General features: G+C 70.6%; 26 protein-coding genes. 15 read left to right on the top strand and 11 right to left on the bottom strand.

Annotated features, from left to right (window positions below; translation table 11 throughout):
- The first annotated feature begins 23 nt into the window (after nt 1-23).
- Nucleotides 24-1364, top strand: coding sequence for an L-fucose:H+ symporter permease (gene fucP, locus HHL10_RS13850; protein ID WP_169160957.1), 1341 nt, complete (start codon nt 24-26; stop codon nt 1362-1364).
- Nucleotides 1365-1440: 76 nt separating this feature from the next.
- Here fucP and HHL10_RS13845 read toward each other — a convergent pair whose 3' ends face one another.
- Both HHL10_RS13845 and HHL10_RS13840 read right to left on the bottom strand, forming a co-directional pair.
- Nucleotides 1441-1959, bottom strand: coding sequence for a hypothetical protein (locus tag HHL10_RS13845; RefSeq protein WP_169160956.1), 519 nt, complete (start codon nt 1957-1959; stop codon nt 1441-1443).
- Between the two features lie 172 nt (nt 1960-2131).
- Nucleotides 2132-3553 (bottom strand): dienelactone hydrolase family protein, encoded by a 1422-nt coding sequence (locus tag HHL10_RS13840; RefSeq protein WP_169160955.1) that lies wholly within the window; start codon nt 3551-3553, stop codon nt 2132-2134.
- Between the two features lie 254 nt (nt 3554-3807).
- Here HHL10_RS13840 and HHL10_RS13835 point away from each other — a divergent pair, with 254 nt between their 5' ends.
- Nucleotides 3808-4104 carry a hypothetical protein gene (locus tag HHL10_RS13835; protein WP_169160954.1) on the top strand — a complete coding sequence of 99 codons (297 nt, stop codon included), beginning with the start codon at nt 3808-3810 and terminating at the stop codon, nt 4102-4104.
- Between the two features lie 85 nt (nt 4105-4189).
- Here the strand turns inward: HHL10_RS13835 and HHL10_RS13830 are convergent, their stop codons facing one another.
- A complete protein-coding gene (locus HHL10_RS13830) occupies nt 4190-4648 on the bottom strand; it encodes an Lrp/AsnC family transcriptional regulator (protein WP_169160953.1) in 459 nt (152 codons plus the stop codon).
- A gap of 115 nt (nt 4649-4763) precedes the next feature.
- On the opposite strand from HHL10_RS13830, the gene HHL10_RS13825 reads away from it, so the two are divergent.
- Genes HHL10_RS13825 through HHL10_RS13815 form a run of 3 tightly spaced genes read left to right on the top strand, consistent with a single transcriptional unit; the run spans nt 4764 to nt 6633 of the window.
- Nucleotides 4764-5519 carry an AzlC family ABC transporter permease gene (locus tag HHL10_RS13825; RefSeq protein ID WP_169160952.1) on the top strand — a complete coding sequence of 252 codons (756 nt, stop codon included), beginning with the start codon at nt 4764-4766 and terminating at the stop codon, nt 5517-5519.
- Complete coding sequence (locus HHL10_RS13820; RefSeq protein ID WP_169160951.1) at nt 5516-5818, top strand: branched-chain amino acid transport AzlD family protein; 303 nt, start codon at nt 5516-5518, stop codon at nt 5816-5818. The genes HHL10_RS13825 and HHL10_RS13820 overlap by 4 nt, the downstream gene beginning before the upstream one ends.
- 2 nt (nt 5819-5820) lie before the next feature.
- The gene (locus tag HHL10_RS13815) at nt 5821-6633 is read left to right on the top strand and encodes an alpha/beta fold hydrolase (protein ID WP_169160950.1); all 813 of its coding nucleotides are present in this window, start codon (nt 5821-5823) and stop codon (nt 6631-6633) included.
- A 45-nt stretch (nt 6634-6678) separates the two neighbouring features.
- Here HHL10_RS13815 and HHL10_RS13810 read toward each other — a convergent pair whose 3' ends face one another.
- Together HHL10_RS13810 and HHL10_RS13805 are read right to left on the bottom strand one after the other, a co-directional pair.
- Nucleotides 6679-8505, bottom strand: coding sequence for a pectate lyase family protein (locus HHL10_RS13810; protein ID WP_169160949.1), 1827 nt, complete (start codon nt 8503-8505; stop codon nt 6679-6681).
- Nucleotides 8506-8608: 103 nt separating this feature from the next.
- Nucleotides 8609-9865 carry a pectinesterase family protein gene (locus HHL10_RS13805; protein WP_169160948.1) on the bottom strand — a complete coding sequence of 419 codons (1257 nt, stop codon included), beginning with the start codon at nt 9863-9865 and terminating at the stop codon, nt 8609-8611.
- Between the two features lie 363 nt (nt 9866-10228).
- On the opposite strand from HHL10_RS13805, the gene HHL10_RS13800 reads away from it, so the two are divergent.
- Nucleotides 10229-11212: a 2-dehydropantoate 2-reductase gene (locus HHL10_RS13800; RefSeq protein WP_169160947.1), complete on the top strand. Its 984-nt coding sequence runs from the start codon at nt 10229-10231 to the stop codon at nt 11210-11212.
- A gap of 236 nt (nt 11213-11448) precedes the next feature.
- Here HHL10_RS13800 and HHL10_RS13795 read toward each other — a convergent pair whose 3' ends face one another.
- Entirely contained in the window at nt 11449-12441 is a 993-nt protein-coding gene (locus HHL10_RS13795; RefSeq protein WP_169160946.1) for a Bug family tripartite tricarboxylate transporter substrate binding protein, read from the bottom strand.
- Nucleotides 12442-12581: 140 nt separating this feature from the next.
- Between HHL10_RS13795 and HHL10_RS13790 the strand changes: the two genes are divergently transcribed.
- The 7 genes from HHL10_RS13790 (at nt 12582) to nudC (ending at nt 19253) form a co-directional block, all read left to right on the top strand.
- Nucleotides 12582-13064, top strand: coding sequence for a MarR family winged helix-turn-helix transcriptional regulator (locus tag HHL10_RS13790; RefSeq protein WP_169160945.1), 483 nt, complete (start codon nt 12582-12584; stop codon nt 13062-13064).
- A 138-nt stretch (nt 13065-13202) separates the two neighbouring features.
- Nucleotides 13203-14408, top strand: coding sequence for a 3-hydroxybenzoate 6-monooxygenase (locus HHL10_RS13785; RefSeq protein ID WP_205833034.1), 1206 nt, complete (start codon nt 13203-13205; stop codon nt 14406-14408).
- A gap of 25 nt (nt 14409-14433) precedes the next feature.
- The gene (locus HHL10_RS13780; protein WP_169160944.1) at nt 14434-15471 is read left to right on the top strand and encodes a cupin domain-containing protein; all 1038 of its coding nucleotides are present in this window, start codon (nt 14434-14436) and stop codon (nt 15469-15471) included.
- 77 nt (nt 15472-15548) lie between these two features.
- On the top strand, nt 15549-16256 hold the full coding sequence (locus tag HHL10_RS13775; RefSeq protein WP_169160943.1) for a fumarylacetoacetate hydrolase family protein: 708 nt from the start codon (nt 15549-15551) through the stop codon (nt 16254-16256).
- A gap of 19 nt (nt 16257-16275) precedes the next feature.
- Nucleotides 16276-16914: a maleylacetoacetate isomerase gene (maiA, locus tag HHL10_RS13770; protein ID WP_169161086.1), complete on the top strand. Its 639-nt coding sequence runs from the start codon at nt 16276-16278 to the stop codon at nt 16912-16914.
- A 95-nt stretch (nt 16915-17009) separates the two neighbouring features.
- Nucleotides 17010-18350: an MFS transporter gene (locus HHL10_RS13765; protein WP_169160942.1), complete on the top strand. Its 1341-nt coding sequence runs from the start codon at nt 17010-17012 to the stop codon at nt 18348-18350.
- 93 nt (nt 18351-18443) lie between these two features.
- Nucleotides 18444-19253, top strand: a complete 810-nt coding sequence (gene nudC, locus HHL10_RS13760) for an NAD(+) diphosphatase (protein ID WP_205833033.1) — start codon at nt 18444-18446, stop codon at nt 19251-19253.
- 28 nt (nt 19254-19281) lie between these two features.
- Here the strand turns inward: nudC and HHL10_RS13755 are convergent, their stop codons facing one another.
- Complete coding sequence (locus HHL10_RS13755; protein WP_169160940.1) at nt 19282-20148, bottom strand: spermidine synthase; 867 nt, start codon at nt 20146-20148, stop codon at nt 19282-19284.
- A 7-nt stretch (nt 20149-20155) separates the two neighbouring features.
- Nucleotides 20156-20770: a fused MFS/spermidine synthase gene (locus tag HHL10_RS13750; protein ID WP_169160939.1), complete on the bottom strand. Its 615-nt coding sequence runs from the start codon at nt 20768-20770 to the stop codon at nt 20156-20158.
- A 165-nt stretch (nt 20771-20935) separates the two neighbouring features.
- Here HHL10_RS13750 and HHL10_RS13745 point away from each other — a divergent pair, with 165 nt between their 5' ends.
- Together HHL10_RS13745 and HHL10_RS13740 are read left to right on the top strand one after the other, a co-directional pair.
- Nucleotides 20936-21910 carry a Bug family tripartite tricarboxylate transporter substrate binding protein gene (locus HHL10_RS13745; protein ID WP_169160938.1) on the top strand — a complete coding sequence of 325 codons (975 nt, stop codon included), beginning with the start codon at nt 20936-20938 and terminating at the stop codon, nt 21908-21910.
- Nucleotides 21911-21915: 5 nt separating this feature from the next.
- The gene (locus tag HHL10_RS13740; RefSeq protein WP_169160937.1) at nt 21916-22650 is read left to right on the top strand and encodes a class II aldolase/adducin family protein; all 735 of its coding nucleotides are present in this window, start codon (nt 21916-21918) and stop codon (nt 22648-22650) included.
- 24 nt (nt 22651-22674) lie between these two features.
- Here HHL10_RS13740 and HHL10_RS13735 read toward each other — a convergent pair whose 3' ends face one another.
- The 3 genes from HHL10_RS13735 to HHL10_RS13725 all read right to left on the bottom strand — a co-directional run bounded on the left by HHL10_RS13735 (nt 22675) and on the right by HHL10_RS13725 (nt 25082).
- The gene (locus HHL10_RS13735) at nt 22675-23097 is read right to left on the bottom strand and encodes a MarR family winged helix-turn-helix transcriptional regulator (RefSeq protein WP_235971468.1); all 423 of its coding nucleotides are present in this window, start codon (nt 23095-23097) and stop codon (nt 22675-22677) included.
- Nucleotides 23098-23304: 207 nt separating this feature from the next.
- A complete protein-coding gene (locus tag HHL10_RS13730) occupies nt 23305-24045 on the bottom strand; it encodes a sulfite exporter TauE/SafE family protein (RefSeq protein ID WP_169160935.1) in 741 nt (246 codons plus the stop codon).
- Nucleotides 24046-24089: 44 nt separating this feature from the next.
- Complete coding sequence (locus HHL10_RS13725) at nt 24090-25082, bottom strand: substrate-binding domain-containing protein (protein ID WP_169160934.1); 993 nt, start codon at nt 25080-25082, stop codon at nt 24090-24092.
- Nucleotides 25083-25141 lie beyond the last annotated feature (59 nt).

Below are 25141 nucleotides of genomic sequence, written 5' to 3'. Positions count from 1 at the left end.
ATCCCCACCCCAGGAGGTGCCCCATGGCCGGTGCAGTGCCCACCACGACCCGCAACCCGTCCCCATCGCGCGCGCAGGGCGACTACACCATGCCGCTGGTGGTGCTGACCTCGCTGTTCTTCATGTGGGGCTTCATCACCGCGCTCAACGACATCCTCATTCCGCACCTGCGGGCGGTGTTCACGCTCAGCTACGTGCAGGCGATGCTGATCCAGTTCTGCTTCTTCGCGGCGTACCTGATCGTGTCCTTCCCGGCCGGCTACGTGGTGGAGAAGCTGGGCTACAAGCGCGGCATCATCGTCGGCCTGGTGGTGGCGGGGCTGGGCTGCCTGCTGTTCTACCCGGCGGCCGGCCGGGCCTCCTATGCGCTGTTCCTGGGCGCGCTGTTCATCCTGGCCTCGGGCATCACGCTGCTGCAGGTGGCGGCCAACCCCTACGTCACCGTGCTGGGCCGGCCCGAAACCGCCTCGGCGCGGCTGAACCTGACGCAGGCCTTCAACTCGCTGGGCACCACGCTGGCGCCCTTCTTCGGCTCGATGCTGATCCTGGCGGTGGCGGCCCGGCCGGTGGCGGACGCGGCCACCCTGAGCCCCGCGGAGCGCGCCGCCCAGGCGGCCGCGGAGGCCTCCGCCGTGCAGGGGCCGTACATCGGGCTGGCGGTAGTGCTGTTCCTGATCGCCGTGGTCATCGCGCTGTCGAGGCTGCCCGCCATCGAGGCGGCCGAGCAGCCCGCCGAGCTGCCGCCGGACACGGCGCAGGCCGTCTACCACACGCACGACAGCGTCTGGCAGTACCGGCACCTGGTGCTGGGCGCGCTGGGCATCTTCGTGTACGTGGGCGCCGAGGTGTCCATCGGCAGCTTCCTGGTGAACTTCATGGCCGATCCCGGCGTGGCCGGGCTGCCGGAGGAGACGGCGGCGAAGTACCTGTCGCTGTACTGGGGCGGCGCCATGGTGGGCCGCTTCATCGGCGCGGCGCTGCTCAAGAAGGTGCGGCCCGGCCACCTGCTGGCCTTCAACGCGCTGGTGGTGGTGGGGCTGCTGGTGCTGGCGATGCTGGTGTCCGGCAAGGCCGCGATGTGGGCGATGCTGGCCATCGGCCTGTTCAATTCCATCATGTTCCCGACCATCTTCAGCCTGGCCATCGAGGGGCTGGGCAAGCACACCGGCGAGGGCTCCGGCGTGGTGTGCATGGCCATCGTCGGCGGCGCGATCGTGCCGGTGATCATGGGCTTCTTCGCCGACCGCATCGGCCTGCTCCACGCCTTCTTCGTGCCGGCGCTGTGCTACCTGTACATCGCCTACTACGGGCTCAAGGGGCACTACGCGGACTTCGAGCCGGTGGCGGCGCGGCGCCAGGGATAGGGCCTGGCGGCCCCGCCGGCAGGCCACCGCGAGGGGAGCCGGCCTCCCGGCCGGCTTCCTCACGGCACGGGCCGGCTCAACGCACCCACACGTAGGCGTACATGCCGTCGCGGAAGTGCGGCAGCACGTTGCAGATCACGAGGTACGTGCCGCTCTTCGGGAAGCTCACCGACTCGACGCGGTTGACGGCGTTGGACGGGTTGACGCTGCCCTCGGGCGGCGCCGCCGGCGCGATGCCCAGGTAGAAGCGGCCGTTGGGGTCGTTGACGAACAGGCCGCTCGGGTCGGCCGGCACGATGTCCTCGTCCTTCTTGCCCGGGTTGTAGACCGTCACCTGGTGGAAACCGGCCACCACGAAGTTCACCACGCCCCCGCGCCGCAGCCTGATCCAGCGCGGCAGGATGTGGTGGTTGGCGCGATTGCCCGGCTGCGCCGTGTTGAGCCCGGCGCCGAAGGACACGGTCACGCTCACGGGCAGCGGCTCGCTGGCGCTGCTTTCTGCTTCTCCCTCATGGCCCTCGTGGGCCCAGGCCGATCGCGCGCCGGCACCGACGGCGGCGAGGAGCAGGAGACTGGAGAGCTCTCTGCGGTTCATGGCCTTCCTTTCAGCAGAAGTGCCCGGCAGCCCCAGGCCGGCGCCGGCGCTGGGCGCCGGCCTCGTCGCTTCTACTCCTCGGACTCGGGCCGCGAAACATGCGCCTTTCAGGCCGTCACGGCTGATGCATCTGCTGCGGGGATGTTCCTCATGCGTTTGCCAACACCGGGGGTCACGGCTCTCCTTCCGGCTGCCCGGCCCAGACCACGCTGTGGTCCACCGCGTACAGGCGGCAACCCTGGTGCGCCTTGCCGCAGGCTTCCAGCGCCATGGCCAGCGGGTCGGGGCCCAGTGCGGCGGCGCTCCAGGCGCCGTCCGGTGCAATCGCGAAGGCCTTGGGCCGGCGCATCGACAGGTACTTCAGGTAGCCCTGGCGGCCGGCCTGGTTGATGAAGGGAATGGCCGCCACGTCGTCGTGTGCCGCGAAGCCGCTGGCCGGCGGCGCCGGCGTGGGGCGCGACCACGCGACATGGTCGTCCACGGCGTAGACGAAGCAGTCGCGCGCGCGCAGCCGGCATTCCTTCAGGCCACGGCCCACGGGGTCGAAGCCGCCGTAGTAGGCGCCGGCGAAGCCGGAGCGCGAGAGGACGTACACGCGCGGCGCCGAACGGGCCAGGAACCTGCGGTAATGCTCCCGGCCCCGGTCGTCGAGGTAGGGCACGGCGTCCACGTCGTCGATGGCGGCGTAGCCCGAAGGCGGCGGAAAGTCCTGAGGCAGGTACTCGGGATGCACGATCCGGCCGGGCAGGCCGAGCTGGTGCAGAAAGGCGTCCAGCCGGGGCGCCCAGATCGGCAGCCCCTGGGGGAAGGCCAGCAGCTCGTGGGCGTCCTTCATGAAGGGGCCGAAGGCCACCAGCTCGGCCCGGCCGCCGGCAGCGGTGTAGCGCTCGTGCATGACCTGCGCGAGCGGCGGCCCAAAAAAGCTGTCGTTCTCGCCGTAGAACCAGATCGAGGGCACGCGGGTGGTGGCGCCGAAGCGCCCGGCCCCGCGCGGCAGCACGGCCGGGCTGTTCGGGCAGCTGGAGGCGTTCATGCCGCCGGCAAAGCTCACCAGCGCCTTGACGCGCGGGTCGCCCAGCGACCCGAAGGCCAGCGTGTTCCAGCCGCCGAAGCTCTGGCCGGCCATCACGGTGCGGCGGGCATCGACGGTGGGGTCCCGAGCCATGAAGTCGATGACGGCCTGGATATCGGCGGCATTGCCCAGGGCGACGCTCTCGTAGTTGCAGCCCGCCGGATGCAGCCGCCCCTCCGAGCCGGCGTAGCCGCGCAGCATGGGCAGCGCCACGGCGTAGCCGCGCGACAGGAAGTAGTAGGCGGCGAAGGTGTGGCGATGGCGCTCCATCCGCGCCGGCGGCTGCTTGCCCGAGGCGCCATGGTTGACCACGGCCAGCGGGAACGGCCCCGGCCCGTCGGGCTGCAGCACCGTCACCTGCAGCCGGATGTTGCGCTGGGCATCGACCGGCACCATTAGCACGCGCTCGTTCATCGAGGCCTCGGGCGCGGCGGTGGAGGCCTGGGCGCGGCCCGCGCCGGGGAGCAGCGCCAGCGTCCAGCACAGGGCCAGGGTGCCGAGCAGGCGATGTGTGATCTTCATGGCGCCGGATTCTTGTGCGGCGCCGGCCCGGGCTGGCGGCGCAGAGGGCGCGTGCACGGCCGCTATTTCACGGATCGGCCCGGGCCGCATGCGGGCAGGCGCCGCCTCGCGCCGCGGCTTAGGTGGGGCTTAAGCGGCCGGCATGGGGGTCAACGCCGCCGCGGCGGGTGCCGTTGCAGCCTCAAGTCCGGCGCATGAAGCCGGGCCAGCTCGATGACTCGGAGCGCATGCGAGTCGGGAAACAAGGATCGATCATGAGCACCACCACCAAGTCGCTGCTGGCAGCCACCCTGCTGTCCACCGTGGCCGCATTGAGCTTCGCCCAAACCCCGGCGACGCCCGCCACCCCGGCCACGCCCGCGGCGCCGGCCGCCGCCGCGTCGGCTGCGCCCGCAACCGGGCACAAGGCCGATGCCGGTGCGCAGAAGTCGGCCCACAAGTCCACGCACAAGACCGCCCACAAGAGCGAGCACAAGAAGACCCACGCGGCCAAGACGCATGCCTCGGCCGAGAAGGCCAGCGATACGGCTGCGAAGTCAACCGCGCAGTGAGGTAGACCCGGTCCCGGCTGCCGGCAGCCGGGACCTGGGCAAGTTGGAACGATGAGGCCGCAGCTTCCACCGCCGCGGCCGGAGCTCACACCGGCAACTCCGAGGTCTGCTTGACCTTCTGCATCGGGATGTCGGTCTTGACGCTCTGCACGCCGCGGATGCGGCTGAGGTGGTTGACCTGGAACTGGCGGTACTCGTCCAGGTCGGCCGCGACGATGCGCAGCAGGAAGTCGCAGTCCCCGGCCATCAGGTGGCACTCGACCACCTGGGGCAGCAACCGGACGGCCTCGGTGAAGTGATCGACCGTCTCGGCATCCTGGCCCTTGAGCCAGACGCGGGCGAACACCGTCAGGGGCTTGCCCACCTTGGCCGGATTGAGCACGGCCACGTAGCGCTCGATCACGCCCGCCTCCTCCAGCAGCCGCACCCGCCGCAGGCAGGGCGAGGGCGACAGGCCGACCTCCCGGGCCAGGTCCACGTTCTGCAGGCGGCCGTCGCGCTGCAGCGCCCGCAGGATGCGGCGGTCGAGGGCATCCAGCTCCATTGGCATCTCCGTTCAACGAGAACTTGTTTCGAGCAATTGTCTGCCAATATGAAAGCTTGGCCTGGCAACAACGGCACCAAATTTCACGCCGACCGGCACAAAATGCTGCAGTCTTATGAGCAGCATCACCGATTCCGCCGCCTTGGCCGCGGCTTCCTCCTCTCCTTCCTCCCCCACTTCTCCCACCGCCCGGCATGAGGCCTGGCGCGGCCTGCGCGCGTCGCTGCCGGTGATGCTGGGCTTCGTGCCCGTGGCGCTGGTGCTGGGCGCCCAGGCCGCACAGAAGGGCCTGGGCGCCGTCGAGGTGCCGCTGCTGACCGGGCTGAACTTCGCCGGCGGCTCGGAATTCACCGCCGTCCGGCTCTGGACCTCGCCACCGCATGTGCTGCTGATCGTGGCGATGTCCTTCCTGGTCAACAGCCGTCACATCCTGATGGGCGCGGCGCTGGCGCCCTACCTGCGCCACCTGCCGTGGCGGCGCGCCATGGCCGCGCTGTTCTTCATGTGCGACGAGAGCTGGGCCATGGCCCTGGCCGACGCGCAGCGCCGCGCCTCGCGGCGCATCAGCCTGGCCTACTACCTGGGCGCGTCGGCGGGGCTGTACGCCACCTGGGTGAGCTGCACGGCACTGGGCGCGGCGCTGGGCCCGGTCATCAGCGACGTGGAGCGCTACGGCTTCGACATGGCCTTCACCGCCGTGTTCCTGGTGCTGCTGCGCGGGATGTGGAAGGGGCTGCGTCCCTGCCGGCCCTGGCTGGTGAGCCTGGCGGTGGCGGCGCTGACCTACCGGCTCGTCCCCGGCGCCTGGTACGTCGCCGCCGGGGCGGTGGCGGGCCTGGTCGCCGCGGCCTGGTGGGCGCCCCGCTCATGATCGACGCCGCCACCCTCGCCACCATCGTGCTGATGGCCGCAAGTACGTACCTGACCCGGGTCGTCGGCTACCTGGCGCTGCGCAACCGGTGCCTCAGCCCGCGCATGCACTCCGTGCTGGAGAACGTGCCCGGGTGCGTGCTGGTTTCCGTGATCGCGCCGGCCTTCGTGTCGGACCGGCCCGCCGACCTGGCAGCGCTGGCCGTCACGCTGGCGGCGGCCACCCGGCTGCCGATCCTGCCGACCGTGCTCATCGGCATCGTTGCCACCGGCCTGCTGCGCCACCTGTCAAGCTTGTAAATATGAATGGCCTGACGACTTCCCACATCGACGTCCGCGACCGCTGGGTCGAGCATCCCCAGGGACGCCTCTTCACCCGCACCTGGGCTCCAGCGGACCCGCCCAACCCGGCACACCCGGCCAGCCCCATCGTCCTGTTCCACGACTCCCTGGGCTGCGTGGCGCTGTGGCGCGACTTCCCGGCGGCGCTGAGCGCGGCCACCGCGCGCCCCGTCATCGCCTACGACCGGCTGGGCTTCGGCCAATCCGACGCGCGCAGCGAGCGGCCCTCGCTGGACTTCGTGGCCGAGGAGACGGCCCGCTACTTCCCGGCGCTGCGCGAGCAGCTGGGGCTGCGCAAGTTCATCGCCCTGGGCCACAGCGTCGGCGGCGGCATGGCGATCCACGCCGCGGCCGAGTTCGCCGCGGACTGCGAGGCGCTGGTCACCATCGCGGCGCAGGTCTTCCCGGAGGACCGCACGCTCGAAGGCATCCGCGCGGCGCGGGACCAGTTCCAGGACCCGCAGCAGGTCGAGCGCCTGGCGAGGTACCACGGCGACAAGACCCGCTGGGTGCTGAACGCCTGGATCGAGAACTGGCTGCATCCGGGCTTCGCGTCCTGGTCGCTGGCCGAGGTGCTGCCGCGCGTCACTTGCCCCGTGCTGGCCATCCACGGCGAGCTCGACGAGTACGGTACGACCCGGCATCCCGAGCTGATCGGCACGCTCAACGGCGGTCCCGTGCGGGTCGAGATCCTGCCCGGCACGGGCCATGTGCCGCACCGGGAACGGCCCGAGACCGTGCTCGGGCTGGTGCGCGAGCTGGTCGCCGCCTGAGAACTGCGGCGGAGCCACCCGTCGGGCGCCCCCGCCGCGCGCGCCTCAGCGCCGCCCCGCCCCGGCCTTGGCCAGCACCTCGGCCTTCACCTCGCCGGTGGGCTGCGCGGTGTAGGCATAGCTGGCGCCGGGCACCCAGTAGCCGGCGTCCAGCAGGTTCACCGTGGCGTTGCTGCCGGTGCCCTTGAGCCTGGCCGCGGCCAGCAGCTCGCCCTCGTTGAGCACGGCACCGTTGAGCAGCGTGCCCGTCTCGAAGAAGTAGGTGGCGCAGTCCGCCGCGGAGTAGCCCACGGCCATGCACCTGGCCTGGTTGGAGACCGTGGAGGACACGCTGTCGCCGAAGGTCAGCTGCGCCGTCGTCTTCTTGTTGCCGTTCTGCGCGATTTCCAGCACGTTGTTCTCGACGTAGAGCTTGGAGGCCGTGCCGATGGTCCAGGCCACGGACCAGGCGTAGTCCGGCGCCGGCGCGCCGCTGCTGCCGGTGGGCTTGAGCGCGCCGCTGTAGTAGTTGTTGTAGACATGCACCTTGCCGAAGCGCACGCGCGGCTGGCGCTGCACGGTGTTCTCGTAGCGGTTGTGGTGCAGGGTCACGGCCAGCTTGTCGGGGCCGTAGCTCAGTTCGTTCTTGCCGTCGCTGTAGCGCCCGGCCGCGTCGGTGCCGCCGAGCAGGTGCGTCTTGTCGTGGTCCCTGAAATGGTTGTAGGAGAGCGTGACGTGGTTGCCGAACAGCGTCACGTCCACCAGGCCGTCGTGGTGCTGCACCTTCTGCTCGGCCACGTTGAAGGGCGCGGCCCAGGTCGGCACCGGCGGGTCCAGCTTGTCGTGGCGCTCGCCGTCGTCGAAGGTGTTGCCGTCGATCCAGACGTTGGTGGCATTGAGCACGGAGACCAGGTCGTACTCCGAATTCCAGCGCCCGCCCTTGCGGCTGGGGCACTGGTGCGGGCCCTGGTTGGTGGCGGCGTCAAAGGTGCGGCGGCACAGGCCGGTGCCGAACTCCGAGGCGCTGATGCTGAAGGAGTCCTTCGGGTCCCAGCCCGGGAACATGTCGTAGGCATCCGAGAAGTGGATGTTGCGGATGACGATGTTGCGCGCCTGGATGTTGTCGCTCACCAGCGTACGGCCCTGAGCGTCGGTGTCACCGCTGACCGTCACGTCGCCCAGGTGCAGGTTGCCGCCGACGAGGGCCGCGTCGCTGCCCAGGCCGATGATGGACGTGTTGGAGCCCACGCGCAGCACGATGCGCCGGGCCTGCTTCGAGGCGAAGCAGGCGCGCTGGCCTTCCAGCGTCAGCGCGCCGTCGGCCGCCTTCATCGGCAGCGCCGGCGGGCGGCCGTCGGACTCCAGCGACTGCCTGATCCACTGGTTCGGGTCGTAGGCGGCCTTGTAGGCGGCGTCGAACTCGGCATAGGTGGCGTAGGGCGTGACGGAGGCGCCGCACTGGCGCATGTAGTCCTCGGCCGTCATCGGCTCATGGTCGTCGTTGACGTTGAGATCGATGCGGCCCTGGATGTAGATGAGCTTCTTCTGGTGGTCGGGCTCCGCGGCCAGGGTGTCCTCCACCACGCGACCGTAGAGCGCGCGCACCAGCTGGGCGCGGTTCTTGACGACGTGGATGTGCGCCGTGGCGGCGCCCTCGCCGCCGGTGACCTGGAACGGGCCGCCGTCGGGCGACACGCTGGCCCAGCCGTCGGCGCCCAGCGACCCGAGCGCGCCGGACGGACGCAGCGTGGCGGCCTGCTCGCGCGCGGTGCCGTTCGCGGAGGCGGTAATTTCGTTGCCGCCCCCGCAGGCGGCCAGCAGCGCCGCGGCGCAGGACAGGGCAATGGTGGAGCGGACGGGCAGTGCGCGGCCCGCGGTCTTGAGCTTGATCATGGTGTGTAGGGCTGATGCGCTTCCCCGTTCGCCCTGAGCTTGTCGAAGGACTCAGCGCGAATGGAAAGCTTCGGGTTCGAAAGGAAATGGGATGCCGGCCCGCTCAGGGCGCCAGCACGGTGTTGCGGTGTTCGGCGAAGCGGTTGCCCTCGGCGCTCCAGGGGCGCCGGGAGGTGGAGGCGGTCCAGGGCGCCACGGGCTGGATGTGCGCGCCCAGGATGCTGTTGCGCACCAGCAGCTGGCCATTGGGCGAGACGCCGGGCACGTAGGGATTGGTAGTCGAGTTGACGCCCTCGTCCCAGGCGCGGCCGAGGTGGATGCTGCCGGGCAGCGTGCCCTCATCGGCGCTGAAGCTGCTGTGGATGAACAGCATCCCGTAGCGGTTGAGCGGCGAGGTGCTGGGCGCCAGCATGGCGGTGGACTGGCCCACCGGCAGACGGGTACTGAGGTAGCGGATCTCGCAGCGGTCGAACACGGCGGTGCCGCGCCCGAAGATGAAGTCCACGTCCCCTTCCACGTAGGACTTGCGGAAGTAGGCGCGCGACACCGTGGCGGTGTTGGCGGTCTTGACGTAGAGCGAGTCCTGGTGGCCCAGCACGCGCACGTTCTCGAACACGAGGCGGTCGCCCTGCGTCATCAGCGCCACCGCCTGCGCGCCGCTGCTGCCGTTGGCCCCGGCCGGGTAGCCCACGCCGTGCACCACGTTCTTCATGGCGTCGTTGGCGATGGTGACGTTCTTGGCGTGGAAGTCGTCGCTGTAGATCGCCACCGAGGCGCTGCCGCTGGTGCCGTAGGTGGCGGACGTCACGCTCGGGTTGCAGGGATTGGCCGGCGTGCCGACGGCCTTGGCCTCGCCGTTGTAGTGGCCGGCGACGACCACGACCTCGGCGGCGTCCCCGGCACCGTAGAGCGTGATGGGCGCCTTGCCGCTGGCGCAAACCACTTCGCGGTAGCTGCCGGGCTTGACCAGGATGTAGTGGCGCGAGCCGCTCTGCGTGGCGGCGGGCACGGCGTCGAGGGCGGCCTGCAGCGTGGTGTGCGTGCCGCTGCCGTCGGCCGCGACCACGAAGGTGGGCGTGAAGCGCTCCACCTCACCCACTTGCGGCGGCGTCCAGCCGTCCACCGTCAGGCTGCTGCCGTCAAGGCCCAGGCTGCCGGCCTGGGCCAGGTAGCGGCCCACGGTGTAGTGGGCGGCTTCCGCCAGGCTCAACTGCGGTCGCGTGGCCGTGCTGTCCACCACGCCTGCGGCAGCCGCGGTCTCGCGCACCGTCTCGGAGTTCTCGGAACCACCGCCGCAGGCGGCAAGCGCGCAGGCAGCGGCCACGGCCGCCGCCAGGGCGGGCCGGGGAAGGAAGTGCATTGGGGGGTCTCCTGTTCCAACGGGCGCGGTCCAGGCCATGCCGCCACGCTTCTTTCACTACGAGTTCAGACATCGTATGTCTTACAAGATCGTGAAGTATTGGTAAAAAACCTCAGTTTCAAAAGCTTCTCGGCTTCGCTAATGCTTCAGGCCACTGCGTCAGGGCGACGCATCACGGTTTCTCATCGCTTTCGGTATGACAACAAAACCAAGTTGTACGATCACATACCGAGCTGTCCCAGGCTCCTGACGGCTTGGAGCGCCGCGCATCTGAGAAACGACCGCGCCAGCCGGCTCGGGACCAAGGAGAGCCTTGGCACGGCCGGCTAACCTTGGCGCATCGCAACAGAAGGGCTCACTCCCATGCGCATCTGCATCTACGGCCTGGGCGCCATCGGCGGCCTGATCGCGGCGCGGCTGGCCGCCAGCGGCGCAACCGTCAGCGCGGTGGCGCGCGGCGCCACGCTGGAGGCGGTGCGCCGCGACGGGCTCGGGCTGGTCGAAGGCGAAAGCACCACGCGCGTACCGCTGGCCGCGGCCGGGCGGCCGGCCGAGCTGGGGCCTCAGGACCTGGTGGTGCTGGCGGTGAAGACCACCGGGCTGCCCACGGTGGCGCGCGAGATCGCCCCGCTGCTGGGCCCGGACACGGCGGTGCTCTCGGCCATGAACGGGGTGCCCTGGTGGTTCTGCCACGGCCTGGCGCCCAAGTTGGCCTCGCTGCGGCTGGACGCGGTGGACCCGGGCGGGGCGCTGTCGCAGGCCATCGTGCCCTCGCGCGTGATCGGCTGCGTCACGCATCTGTCGGCCGCGGTGGAGGCGCCGGCCACGGTGCGCCCGGTGGCGGGCAAGCGGCTGATCGTGGGCGAGCCCACCGGCGGCGCCGACACGCCGCGCGCCCGGGCCGCGATCCAGGCACTGAGCGACGCGGGCTTCGAGGTGCAGCCGGCCGCCTCCATCCAGCAGGAAATCTGGTTCAAGCTGTGGGGCAACATGACGGTCAACCCCATCTCCGCCCTCACCGGCGCGACGGGCGACCGCATCCTCGACGACGAGCTGGTGCGCGCCTTCATGTCGCGCTGCATGCGGGAGGCGGCGGCGCTGGGCGCGAAGCTGGGCCTGCCCATCGACGCCGACCCCGAGGCGCGCCACGCCGTCACGCGCCAGCTCGGCGCCTTCCGCACCTCGATGCTGCAGGACGTGGACGCCGGCCGCGCCGTGGAGCTGGACGCGCTGGTGGGCGCCGTGCTGCAGCTGGCGCGCCAGCTCGACGTGCCCACGCCCAACATCGACACCCTGTTCGGCCTGGCGCGGCTGCAGGCGCGGGTGCGCGGGCTGTATCCGAACTGAGGCCGGGCCCCGGCCTGCCCACACGCAGGTGACAAGCCCATGAAAGGTGCACGGCGCCACCACCGACTTCAGGGTTTCCCCCAGGATCTGTGGATAAGCCTGTGGGCAGCCTGCTGATAACGGCGCCAAGCCCCTGTCGGGCCTGGGTGTCGCTTTTTTTGCTCAAACAACGGGCAGCGCTGTCCGAAAGTGCACCAGGACAGTGCCCGGGACGCGGCGCCGGACCGGGTGCTGCGTCACTCCAGGCTGATGTTCTTGCGCTTGGCCAGTTCGCCGTAGATCTTCGACTTGGCGGCGGCCTGGCGGCCGATCTCGTCGGGCGACCAGCTCAGCGTCTCGAAGGCAAAGGTGTTGAAGCGGCCCTGCACGTCGGGCTCGGCTACGGCCTTGGCCACGTCGGCGTGGATCTTGTCGCGCACGGCGGCCGGCAGGCCCCGCGGCGCCACCAGCACGACGAAGGAGTTCACGTCCATGGCCGGGCCGCCGGCCTCCGCCATGGTCGGCACGTCGGGCAGCTGCGGGATGCGCTTGGGCGCCGCGATGGCGATGTAGCGCAGCTTGCCGGCCTTGAACGCGCCCTGGCTGGACGGCAGCGAGCCGAAGCTCCAGGACACGTCGCCCGCGCCCACCGAGGTGAAGAGCTGCGACACCTCGCGGTAGGGCACGTGCTGCATCTCGGTGCCGGTGCGCATCTGCAGCTCCTCGCCGCCCAGGTGGCCCGGGCTGCCCACGCCCCAGGAGCCGTAGCTGACCTTGCCCGGCGCCGCCTTGGCGGCGGCCACCACGTCGGCCACCGTCTTGAATTTCGAGTCCGCCGCCACGGCCAGCATGAAAGGCGTGCGGAACAGGATGGCGGCGGGCTCGAAGGTCTTGAGCGTCTCGAAGCCGCGCGACTTGTACAGGTGCGGCAGCGCGGCCAGGTGCTCGGAGTCGAGCTGCAGCAGCGTGTAGCCGTCGGCCGGCTTGGTCTTGACCGCGTCGATGGCGATGAAGCCGCCGCCGCCCGGGCGGTTCTCCACCAGCACGCGCTGGTTCCAGGTCTTGGACAGCTTCTCGCTCACCAGGCGCAGCACCGCGTCCGGGCCGCTGCCCGGAGCGAAGGCCGTGAAGATCGTCACCGGCTTGTTCGGGAAGGCGGCAGTTTGGGCCTGCGCCGTGCCGGCCAGCAGCGAGGCGGCGGCGGCAACCAGCAGCAGGTGGCGACGGCGAGCAGGGAAAGGAACTGTCATGGGGGTCTCCATCAGTGGAATGGCCGCCGGCGGGAATTCACCAATGCGGCTTTCGGTTGCACGCGGATAATCAGTGTGCTTACTTTCAGCATAGTTGATTCATTGACGTGGATCATTGCGGGTTTACGAGAAGCGATGCCATGAAGACCAACGACTTGCCCCTGCCCACGCTGGACGACCTGCCCGGCCATTTCATCCGTCGCCTGCAGCAGATCGCGGTGGCGCTGTTCATGGACGAGCTCAAGGACTGGAACCTTACGCCGGTGCAGTACGCCGCGCTCAACGCCGCGGCGCGCATGCCCGACATCGAGCAGGGCGCGCTGGCGCGGGCCATCGGTTTCGACACCTCCACCACCGGCGGCGTGGTGGATCGCCTGGAGCGCCAGGGCCTGCTGGTGCGCAATCCCTCGCCGCAGGACCGGCGCGTGCGGCTGCTCAGCACCACGGAAGCCGGCCGGGCCCTGCTGCGCGAGATCGGCCCGGGCGTGGAGCGGGTGCAGCAGCGCATCCTGGCTCCGCTGCCGCCGGAGGAGCGGCCGTTGTTCCTGCGCATGCTGCGCACGCTGGTGGAGGCCAACAACGAACTCAGCCGCGCGCCGCGCGGCACGCCCGAGGGCCGCTAGACGCGGCGCGGCTCCGCGTTGCGGGCGCACCGGCCCGCCATCGCGGGCTCCGGGTAAGTACCGATTTGATCCATCTTAATCAAACCTACACTAATCTTCAGTGTGCTGACTTTCAGCGTTCTTTGACAGGAGACAGGCATGGGCACGACGAACATGGAACTTCCGATCCTGGTGGCCGGCGGCGGCATCGGTGGCTTGGCGGCGGCGCTGGCGCTGGTGCGCCGGGGCTTCAAGGTCAAGGTGCTGGAGCAGGCTCCGGAGATCGGCGAGATCGGGGCGGGCATCCAGCTCGGCCCCAATGCGTTCCATGCCTTCGACGCGCTGGGCGTGGGCGAGAAGGCGCGCGGCCGCGCGGTCTACACCGACTACATGGTCATGCACGACGCCCTGGACGAGGTCCAGGTTGGCCAGATCCCCACCGGCGAGGCGTTCCGGCAGCGCTTCGGCAACCCCTACGCCGTGATCCACCGCGTGGACGTGCACCTGTCGCTGCTGGAAGGCGCGCAGGAAACCGGGCGGGTCGAGTTCCTGACCTCGACGCGCGTGGAGCGCATCGAGCAGGACGCCGAGGGCGTGACCGTCATCGACCAGAAGGGCAACGCGCACCGCGGCGTCGCGCTCATCGGCGCCGATGGCGTCAAGTCGGTGGCGCGCCAGCAGTACGTGGGCGACCCGGCGCGCGTCACCGGCCACGTGGTGTACCGCGCGGTGGTGGACAAGAAGGACTTCCCGAAGGATTTGCAGTGGAACGCCGCCAGCATCTGGGTCGGCCCCAACTGCCACCTGGTGCACTACCCGCTGCGCGGCGGCGAGCAGTACAACGTGGTGGTCACCTTCCACAGCCGCGAGCAGGAGGAGTGGGGCGTGCGCGAGGGCAGCAAGGAGGAGGTGCAGAGCTACTTCCAGGGCATCTGCCCCAAGGCGCGCCAGCTCATCGACCTGCCCAAGAGCTGGAAGCGCTGGGCCACCGCCGACCGCGAGCCCATCGGCCAGTGGACCCACGGCCGCGTCACGCTGCTGGGCGACGCCGCGCACCCGACCACGCAGTACATGGCGCAGGGCGCGTGCATGGCGATGGAGGACGCGGTGACGCTGGGCGAGGCGCTGCGCGTGCACGACAACGACCTCGACAAGGCCTTCGACCTGTACCAGCGCTCGCGCGTGGCGCGCACGGCCCGCATCGTGCTGTCCTCGCGCGAGATGGGGCGCATCTACCACGCCAAGGGCGTGGAGCGCCTGGTGCGCAACCAGCTGTGGAAGGGCCGCACGCCCGAGCGCTTCTACGACGCCATGGAATGGCTCTACGGCTGGAACGTGGGCAATTGCCTGGCGGACCAGCACTGAACACCGCACACAAGGAGAACGAGCGATGAACGAACTCGGCCGCCTCGAAGACCTGCCCGCCGACTACGTGCAGGCCTTGAGAGACCAGAACCTCGTGCCGCTGTGGCCGAGCCTGCGCGCGGTGCTGCCCCCGGGCAAGCCGCGCCCCAACACCCGGCCCACGCACTGGTCCTACCAGGCGCTGCGCCCGCTGCTGCTGCAGGCCGGCGAGCTCACGCCCATCGAGAAGGCCGAGCGCCGCGTGCTGGTGCTGGCCAACCCGGGCCACGGGCTGGAGAAGATGCAGGCCAGCGCCGCCATGTACCTGGGCATGCAGCTGCTGCTGCCCGGCGAGTGGGCGCCCTCGCACCGCCACACGCCCAACGCGGTGCGCATGGTGGTGGAAGGCGAAGGCGCCTGGACCACCGTGGACGGCGAGAAGTGCGTCATGCGCCGCGGCGACCTGATCCTCACGCCCACCGGGCTGTGGCACGAGCACGGCCATGACGGCAGCGAGCCCGTGGTCTGGCTCGACGTGCTGGACCTGCCGCTGGTCTATTACATGGAGGCCAGCTACCACATCGACGGCGCGCGCCAGGTGGTGAAGCAAGGCAACGGCGAGCGCGCCTGGACGCGCGGCGGCGTGGTGCCCATGCCGGTGTTCGAGCGCTCGGCCAAGGCCTACCCGATGCTGCGCTATCCCTGGACCGAGACGCGAAGCGCGCTGCAGGCGCTGGCCGCCGACCAGCCCGAGCTGGAGGCGGTGCAGGTGGGCTACGTGAACCCGGAGACCGGCGCCGCCGCCGAGAACATCCTGGGCTTCTACGCGCTGATGCTGCGCCCGGGCCAGACGCTGCGGCTGCCGGTGCGCTCGCCCGCTTGTGTGTTCCACCTCATCGAAGGCGCCGCCCAGGCGCGCATCGAGGGCGAGACCTTCAAGCTGGCCGAGGCCGACACCTGCTGCGCGCCGGGCTACAGCGAGGTCACCCTCGCCAATGCCTCGGCCACCGAGCCCGCCTTCCTCTTCATCGCCGACGAAACGCCGCTGCACCAGAAGCTGGGCGTGTTCGAGAACCGCGGCTGAAGCCGGCGCCTCACTCAAGCTCTCCACGGGCGCGCCGCGCGCCGGCCCGCTCGTTCCTCACCTTGGAAAGAACCGACATGACCCAAGCCAACTACCTCTGGACCCCGCCCGCCCTGCCCTCGCTGCCCGTGCGCGGCGAATCCGCGCGCCTGCCGGTGAACCGCCTGTTCTTCGTGGGCCGCAACTACCACGCGCATGCCGTCGAGATGGGCCGGCCGGTGGACAAGTCGGTCGAGCGCCCCTTCTACTTCACCAAGGCGCCGCAGACGCTGGTGGAGTCGGGCGCCACCATCGCCTACCCGCCCGAAACCAAGAACTTCCACTTCGAGATGGAGCTGGTGCTCGTCGTCGGCAAGCCGGGCTTCCGCGTGAAAGCCGAAGATGCGCACGAGATCATCTACGGCTACGCCTGCGGCCTGGACATGACCCGCCGCGACCTGCAGCTGGTGGCGCGCGACAAGGGCCGCCCCTGGGACCTGGGCAAGGACGTTGAGAACTCCTCGGTGTGCGGCGAGGTCGTGCCCATGCCCGGCGTGGTCATCGACAAGGGCGAGATCGCGCTGGCCGTCAACGGCCAGGTCAAGCAGGAGTCTGACGTGGACAAGCTGATCTGGAACATCCGCGAGCTCATTGCCGACCTCTCGCTCTTCTATCACCTGCAGCCCGGCGACCTGATCTACACCGGCACGCCCGAGGGCGTGGGCGCGGTGGTGCCCGGCGACCGCATCACCGGCCGCGTCGAGGGCGTGGGCGAGATCGCGCTGACCATCGGCGCGGCCGAGTGAGCCCGGGGTGGCCGAAGTCATGAAGCTCTACAGCTTCTTCCGCAGCGGCACCTCGCACCGGCTGCGCATCGCGCTCAACCTCAAGGGGCTGGACGCGGACTACGTGCCGGTGGACCTGCGCACCGAGGAGCACCTGCGGCCGGCCTTCAAGGCGCTGAACCCGCAGGGCTTGGTGCCGGCGCTGGAGCACGGCGGCCGGGTGCTGATCCAGTCGCCGGCCATCATCGAGTGGCTGGAGGAGACGCATCCCGAGCCGCCGCTGCTGCCGCGCGATCCGGACGAGTGCGCCCGCGTGCGCGCGCTGGCCGCGATCGTGGGCTGCGACATCCACCCCATCAACAACCGCCGCATCCTGGAGACGCTGCGCAGGCAGTTCGGGGCCGACGAGGCGGCGGTGAATGTCTGGTGCGCGAGCTGGATCGGCGCCGGCTTCGAGGCGATCGAAGCGCTGCTGGCGGCCGACAAGGCGCGCGGCGATTTCTGCTTCGGCCACGCGCCCACGCTGGCCGATGTGTACCTGGTGCCCCAGGTCGAGAGCGCGCGCCGCTTCAAGGTGGACCTGTCGCCCTACCCGCTGATCCGGGCCGTGGACGAGGCCTGCGCCCGGCTCGACGCCTTCCGCCGCGCCGCGCCGGCGCAACAGCCCGACGCGGGCTGATTCCTTTACCCCACCCAGCCGCCCGCGGGCGGTATGTTCCGGGCGTGGCCGGCGGTGCCGGCGCGCCCGCTTTTTCTTCTCGCGGGAGAAGTCGCATGGCCCGAGATTTCAGACAGGCGCTCGACGAGGGCGCCATGAGCCGTTTCCAGTGGGTCGCCGTGGCGATATGCGTCATGCTCAACGCACTCGACGGCTTCGACGTGCTGGTGATGGCCTTCACGGCCGCCAGCGTGTCGGCCGAGTGGCGGCTCAGCGGCGCCGAGCTCGGCGTGCTGTTCAGCGCCGGACTGCTGGGCATGGCGGCGGGCTCGCTGCTGCTGGCGCCCATGGCCGACCGCTGGGGCCGCCAGCCGGTGATCCTGCTGTGCCTGGTGCTCATCAGTGTGGGCATGCTGCTGTCGGCACTCAGCGGCAGCCATGTCGAGCTGGCCGCGATGCGCGCGCTCACCGGGCTGGGCATCGGCGGCATGCTCGCCAGCGTGACGGTCATCACCGCCGAGTACTCCTCGGCCAAGTACCGCAGCACCAACATCGCGCTGCAGTCGGCCGGCTATCCGCTGGGGGCCACCGTCGGCGGCGTGATCGCCGCGTGGCTGCTGTCGCACTACGGCTGGCGCTCGGTGTTCGTGTTCGGCGGCGTGGTCACCGCCGTCATGATTCCCGTGGTGCTGTGGCGCCTGCCGGAGTCGGTGGACTTCCTGGTGGCGCGGCGGCCGCGCAATGCGCTGCAGCGGCTCAACACCCAACTGCTCAAGATGGGGCAGCCCGCCCTGGCGGAGCTGCCGGTCGCGGCCACCGGCGCCGGCGCGGCGGCCAGCGGCAAGGTGAGCAGCCTCTTCAAGGGCGAGCTGGCGGGCGCCACGGCCGCGATCTGGGCCGCCTTCTTCCTGCTCATGTTCAGCTTCTATTTCGCGCTGAGCTGGACCCCGAAGCTGCTCGTGGCTGCGGGCCTGTCGGCGCAGCAGGGCATCACCGGCGGGGTGCTGCTCAACATCGGCGGCATGCTGGGCGGCTCGTTGCTGGGCGTGCTGGCCGTGCGCCTGCGCCTGGTTCCGCTGGTGGCGGGCAGCATGCTGCTGGCCGCGCTGAGCCTGGCCGCCTTCGCGGCCGTCACGGGTCACCTGAACCTGGCGTTCGCGGCGGCCTTTGCCATCGGGCTGTTCCTGTTCGCCTCCATGGCCGGCCTGTACGCCATCGCGCCGGTGGTCTACGGTGCCGCCGTGCGCACCACGGCCCTGGGCTGGGCCATCGCGGCGGGCCGCGTCGGCGCCATCGTTGCCCCGTTGACGGCCGGCATGCTGCTCGACGGCGGCTGGACGCCAGCGAAGCTGTACTACGTGTTCGCGCTGCCCATGGTGGGCGCGATGGTGGCCGTGCTGGCCCTGCGCCGGCGCACCGCCATGCATCCGCCGCCCCGCGTGGTGGGCGCGCATTGAGCGGCCGGGTCCTCCCGCGCCACTGGTGCCACTGGTGCCATGCTTGCGGCCGTGACGGCCGCCACCGCGGCCCAGGATGCCCAAGAGGACCCCATGCTTTTCACACCCGCCCACCACCCCCCCGGCCAGCCCAGCGCGCTGGGCTGGCACTTCGCCTTCGTCGGCAAGGAGCTGCTGCTGCCCGATGACGGCAGCGAAACGCCGGCACTGCCGCCGGGACCGGGCTTCGGTGCCCTGGCGGCCTCACGCCACTACCTGGGCCGCCTCGACGGCCTGGACTGCTGGGCCGCCAGCCTGCCGGACGTGCCCGCCGGCTGGCGCGCCGTGCCGCTGCGCGCGGCCATGATGCAGTTCCCGGCGCCGCTGATGGCGCTGGCCGGCCGCGCGGCGCAGGTGCTGGAGTGGGACCGCACGCACCGCCACTGCGGCGTGTGCGGCACGGCCACCGAGCGCAGCGCCAGCGAGCGCTCGCGCGTCTGCCCGGCCTGCGGCCACACCGCCTACCCGCGCATCAGCCCGGCCATGATGGCGCTGGTGTGGCGCCCGGGCGAGCTGCTGCTGGCGCGCGCGCCGCACTTCATGCCCGGCATGTACAGCGCGCTGGCCGGCTTCGTGGAGCCGGGCGAGACGCTGGAGGAATGCGTGGCGCGCGAAGTCGAGGAGGAGGTCGGCGTGCAGGTCAGGAACCTGCGCTACTTCGGCAGCCAGAGCTGGCCCTTCCCGCACAGCCTGATGGTGGCCTTCACCGCCGAGTGGGCCGGCGGCGAGATCGTGCCCCAGCCCGACGAGATCGAGGATGCGGGCTGGTACCCGCTGGACGCACTGCCCGGCATCCCGCCGCGCTTCAGCATCGCGGGGTTCCTCATCCGCGACACCGTCGAGCGCCTGTCCCAAGCCGGTTGAGCCGGCAACGGCGCTGCTGAGCCGCCGCTCAGCGCCCGTTCAGCAGGTTCGCCGGCGCGAACTTGTCGGTCAGCACCCGCGTGCCCTCGGGCCAGCGGGTGTCAGCGGCGAACAGCGGCAGCAGCCACTCGGGCGTCACGCCGAAGCGGCGCAGCGGGCCGTCGAGCTCGGCGGCGCGGGCCTTGACCTCGGCCAGCGGCGGCAGCCCGCCCTTGCGCGCCAGGATCACCCGGTTGTGCCGCTTGGGATTGACCAGGTTGAAGAACGGCCCGAACACGCTGAAGTGCGTGGCCGACTCGGCCGCGTACAGGCTGGACCAGGAGAAGGTATTGGTGGCGATCACGCCCCGCTCCGCCAGCACGCCGTGCAGCTCGGCGAAGTACTCCCTGGTGATCATGTGCTCGGGGATGTACGAGTGATCGAACACGTCGTGCACGATCAGGTCGTACTGCCGCCCCTGGCGCAGCGCGCGCTTGATGAAGACGCGGCCGTCCTCGGTGCTGATGCAGGTCTGCGGCCCGGGCACGAACTTGAAATGGCTGCCGGCCACGCGCACCACGGCCGGGTCGATCTCCACGGTGTCGATCTGGGCCTGCGGCAGCAGCTTCTGCAGCACCGACACCATCACGCCGCCGCCCAGGCCCATCACCAGCACGCGCCGCGGCGCCGGCCCCAGGTACAGCGCACCCAGCAGCATGCGGTAGTAGTCGAACTTGAGCTCGTCGGGGTTCGCCAGCGAGATGCAGGTCTGCGCCACGCGCGCGTCGCGGCCGAACTGCATGCAGCGCCGGTCCTCGCTGTCGTAGACCAGGATGTTGCGGTAGGCCGACTTCTCGGTGTGGATCACCTGCTCGGCCCAGGCGGCGCCGCCGCCCAGCAGTGCAAGCGCAACCAACCACGCTTCAGGCCGTCGCCACATCGCGCCCTCCTCTTGCCACCAGCAGCCCCGCGAGGCCGAACAGCGCCGAGGCCGCCAGCAGCCCGGCCATGATCTGGTCCAGATCGAAGATCAGCACCAGGTAGAAGGACGTGGCCAGCGTGCCCAGCGTGCTGCCCAGCGTCGAGACGAAGAACACCCAGCCCGCCACCTGGCCCGCCGAGCCCAGCCGGTCCACCAGCAGGCGCACGGCGTAAGGCGACACCGTGCCCGACACCGTGATGGGCAGGAAGAACAGCGCCACCGAGCCGGCCAGCGCGCCGTAGCGCGCATCCTCCACGCGTGCCGCGACGAATTCCAGGATCGCATCGGGCGCCAGCGCACAGGGCAGTGCCGCCGCCATGGCCAGCAGCACCAGCGCGCTCAGCCGTGCCAGGCTGGGATCGCGCGCCGACAGCGTGCCGCCGATGAGATAGCCCAGCGACAGCGACAGCATGAACAGCGTGATGACCGCGCCCCAGACGTAGATGCCCGAGCCGAAGAACGGGCTGAGCGCCCGCGCGCCCAGCAGCTCCAGCGCCATCACGAAGCAGCCGGACCAGAAGGCCAGCATGTAGACGCACACCCGCTCGCTCCTCAAGACACCTCTCCCTGGGCCACCGCGGGCCGCGCACCGAAACGGCACACCTTAGCAGCCGCGGCACGCTGCGCTTTTGATCAACCCCGGGTATGCCAAGGTGTGCATGGCTCCCTCCAACGTTTACCTTAGGGGGCTATGTATTTTCAGATTTCTGGAGACAACGGGATGAAGTGGACGACGGCATGCCGCGCCCTGCTGCTGGCCGCGGGCCTGGGCTGTGGGCTGGGCGCGGCGCAGGCCCAGGGCGACTGGCCCACCAAGCCGGTGACGGTGGTGGTGCCCTCCTCGCCCGGCGGCGGCACCGACACCTACGGCCGGCTGCTGGCGCAGGCGCTGACGGAGCAGCTCAAGCAGAGCTTCGTGGTGGACAACAAGCCCGGCGCGAGCGGCGCCATCGGCGCCACCTACGCGGCCAAGGCACCGCCCGACGGCTACACGTTGCTGGTGGCCTCCAACTCCTCGCTGGGCATCAACCCGGCGCTGTACAAGACGCTGAGCTACGACGTGTTCCGCGACTTCGCGCCGGTGACGCGCGGCGTGATCGCGCCCATGGTCATCGTCGCCAACCCCGGCGCCAACGTGAAGACGCTGCGCGAGCTGGTGGAGCGCGGCAAGCGCGAGCCCGGCACGCTGTTCTACGGCAGCGCCGGCGTGGGCAGCCCGCTCTACATCGGCGTGCGCATGATCGAGGCCGCCACCGGCGCGCAGTTCAACCACATTCCCTACAAGGGCGTGGCGCCGGCCTACCAGGACCTGCTCGGCGGCCGCGTGCAGTTCATGCTGACCGACCTGGCCAGCGTGCGCCAGTACATCGACGCGGGCAAGCTCACGGCGCTGGCCATCACCGACAAGAGCAAGCTGCTGCCCAACGTGCCCACGCTGGCCGAGGCCGGCGTGCCCGGCATCAAGGCCTTCACCGCCTTCTCGGTGATGGTGCCGGCCAAGACGCCGCCGGCGCTGGTCAAGCGCATCGCCGGCGAGATCCAGAAGGCGATGCAGGTGCCGGCCAACGCGCAGAAGCTGGAGCAGCAGGCGCTGGTGCCGGTGGTGGACACGCCGGAGCAGTTCGCGGCCTCGCTCAAGGAAGAGCAGCAGAGCTGGGCCGGCTTCATCCGCCAGCAAAACATCCAGCCGGAGTGAGCGCCATGCAGGACAAGGCTCCCCATCCCGAACTGATCGCCGACCTGGTCGATGCCAACCACATCCTCTTTCACCAGGGCATCGTGGACGCCTTCGGCCATGTCAGCGTGCGGCACGACCAGCGTCCCGACCGCTTCCTGCTGGCACGCAACATGGCGCCGGCGCAGGTCGCGGCCGAGGACATCGTCGAGTACGACGTCGCCACCGGCGAGGCCGTGGCGGCCGACGCGCCGCGCCCGTACCTGGAGCGCTACATCCACAGCGAGATCTACAAGGCGCGCCCGGACGTGATGGCGGTGGTGCACAACCACTCGCCGGCGGTGCTGCCCTTCGGCATCGTCCGGGGCGCGCGGCTGCGCCCGGCCTGCCACATGTGCGGCTTCCTGGGCGAGGGGCCGCCGGTGTTCGAGATCCGCGACCACGCCGGCGCCGCCACCGACCTGCTGATCCGCAACCGCGAATTGGGTACCGCGCTGGTGCGCGCGCTGGGCGAGGAGCGCGTGGTGCTCATGCGCGGCCATGGCTGCACGGTGGTGGCGCCCTCGCTGCGCCTGGCCGTCTACCGCGCGGTCTACACCGAGGTGAACGCGAAGCTGCTGCTGCAGTCGCTGCCGCTGGGCGAGGTCACGTACCTCACGCCGGAAGAGGCGGCGGCCGGGCATACCACCGAAGGCCAGGTGGACCGGCCATGGAACCTGTGGAAGCAGCTGGCGCGGGAGGCCCGCCTGCAGCAGCGTTGAGAGGCCCGGGGCGCCCCGCGCGCCCTACTCCCCGCCCGCCGCGTCCCGCGCCAGGTTGTCCAGCATGGTCAACAGCGCGCGCCGCGCCGCGGCGGCCTCGGCAGCCGGGATGCCCCGCAGCGCGATGGCGTTGACCTCCTCGGCCAGCGGCACCAGCACGCTCTTGAGCTTGCGGCCCTTGTCGGTAAGGAAGACGTAGACGTTCTTGCGGTTGTCGGGGCGCTGCTCCATCGACACGTAGCCCAGCGCCTCCATGGCCCGCAGCGCGATGAAGGTGGTGGGCTCGGCCACGCCGGCCTCGATGCTGAGCTCGCGCTTGGTCAGCCCGTCCCTCTCCCACAGGATGCGCAGGAAGGTCCAGTGCCCCATCTGCACCTCGTGCCGCGCCAGCCGCGCCTTGAGCGAGCGGTCGAAGGCGCGCATGGTGTCCTTGATGAGGTGCGCCATGCGGTCGTTGGGCACGGCTTCGTGCCAATGGCGCAGCACGCGGCGGGCAATCTCCTTTTCCCGTTCGAGATCGGCTTTGGAAGTGGACACGGCAGCAGGCGTAGTGGCGGGCCCGCGCATTTTCTCAAAGCCCGCCGCCCTCCCGGTTTCACCCGCATCGGGCCGGCCGCTGTTTTTCCGTTGCGTGCGCATGTGTCGCTCCTGCCCTCAGCGCAGGGCCAGCACCAGCGCCACCGCCGCCAGGAAGCCCAGCAGCACGCGCCGGAACCAGCGTTCGCCCAGCCGGCCGCGCAGCCGCTGCCCCAGCGCCAGCCCGGCGGCCATGGGCAGCAGCGCCAGCGCCGACAGCGCCAGGTCGGCCGCGCCCAGGCGCCCATGCGTCGCCATGGAGGCGTACAAGGGCAGCGCGCTGGCGAGATAGATCACGCTGATGCTGCCGATGAAGACCTCGCGCGGCAGCCGCAGCGACACCAGGTAGCTCACGATCACCGGCCCGGCCAGCGAGGACACGCCGCCCAGCACGCCCGACAGCGTACCCACGCCCACGCTCCACCAGCGCTCGCGCTCGGGCGGCACCTCCAGGCGCAGCGGCAGGCACAGCAGCACCAGCGCGCCCAGCACCACCGCCGCCAGCATCTGGTTCAGCGCCCGCGCCGAGAGCGCCAGCATCATCGGCACGGTCAGCAGCGTGGCCGCCATCGACGCGGCGATCAGCGGCAGGAAGCGCCGCACGCTGTGCCGCGACACGCCGCTGTCCCAGACCTGCCAAGCGTTGGACACCAGCACCGGCATGGCCATCACCGCCATGGCCTGCGTCGCCGGCATGCCCAGCGACAGCAGCGGCACCGCCACCAGCGGCATGCCGATGCCCAGCGTGCCCTTGACGAAGGCGCCCAGCAGCACGGCACCCAGTCCCGCCGCCCAGGCCCAGCCGTCGCCCGTGGCCATGGCACCCAGCTCCAGCATCGGCATCGGCGCGGGCCCGCGCGGGCTCAGACGACGTAGGACTCGCAGGTGGCCGGGTGGAACATCTCGTCCACCGCCACCAGCCGCGCCGACAGGCCCTGCGCATGGTGGTGCCGCGCGAAGGTCTCCAGCGTGGCGCGGTTGCCCGCGACGCCATAGGACCAGAAGTCCTCCCCCAGCGTCTCGCGCGCGGCCTTCAGCTGCTCCTCGACGAAGGGCAGCGTCACCTTGGTGGCCGAGGTGTCGGACAGCGCCTCCAGCGCCAGGGCCTTGGCCTGGCTGAAGGCCTTGAACACGGCCGCCGGCAGCCACGGATGCTGTGCCGCCAGCGTGTTGCGGACGCCCACCACATGCATGATCGGGAACACGCCCGTGCGCCGGTAGTAATCCTTGGCCGCCGCGGTCGGGTCGGCGAACAGCCAGCCGATGTCGGGGTTGCGCTTGAGGATGTGGGCGCTGGGCGGACGCGGCGCGATGAAGGCGTCGATCTCGCCGCTGTCGAGCAGCTCGGAGATGGTGCGCCCCTCGGGCGCGTTCTCCAGCCGCACCTGGGGCGGCAGCTGCAGCGCGATCTTCTCCGGCCGTCCGGCCATGTCGATGCCGCCGCGCACCCAGGTCACATCCTCGGGCCGCACGCCGAAGTCGTCCTGCAGGATGGACCGGGCCCACACGATGGCGGTGAGCTGGTACTCGGGCACGCCGACACGGCGGCCCTTGAGGTCCTCCGGGCGCTTGATGCGGTCCCTGCGCACGTAGATCGAGGTGTGGCGGAAGGCGCGCGACAGGAACACCGGTACCGCGATGTAGGGACACTCGCCCCGCGCCTGCTTGACCAGGTAGCTGGAAAGCGACAGCTCGGTGATGTCGAAGTCCTGGCTGCGCATGGCCCGGAAGAAGGTCTCCTCGGGGCTCAGCGTCATGTACACCGGGTCCACGCCGTCGATCAGCACGCGGCCGTCGATCAACGGGCGGGTGCGGTCGTAATCGCCCAGGGCAACCGAGAGTTGGAGCTTGGCCATGAGAAGAGCAGGTTCGAGGTTGGGCGGTCGTGCAGCCACCCGCTTCGGCAACGGTTTTA

Source organism: Azohydromonas caseinilytica (assembly GCF_012927045.1).
GTDB classification, from domain to species: domain Bacteria; phylum Pseudomonadota; class Gammaproteobacteria; order Burkholderiales; family Burkholderiaceae_C; genus Azohydromonas; species Azohydromonas caseinilytica.
Note: the sequence above shows the minus strand (reverse complement) of the source record. Positions and strands in the feature narration are given on the sequence as shown.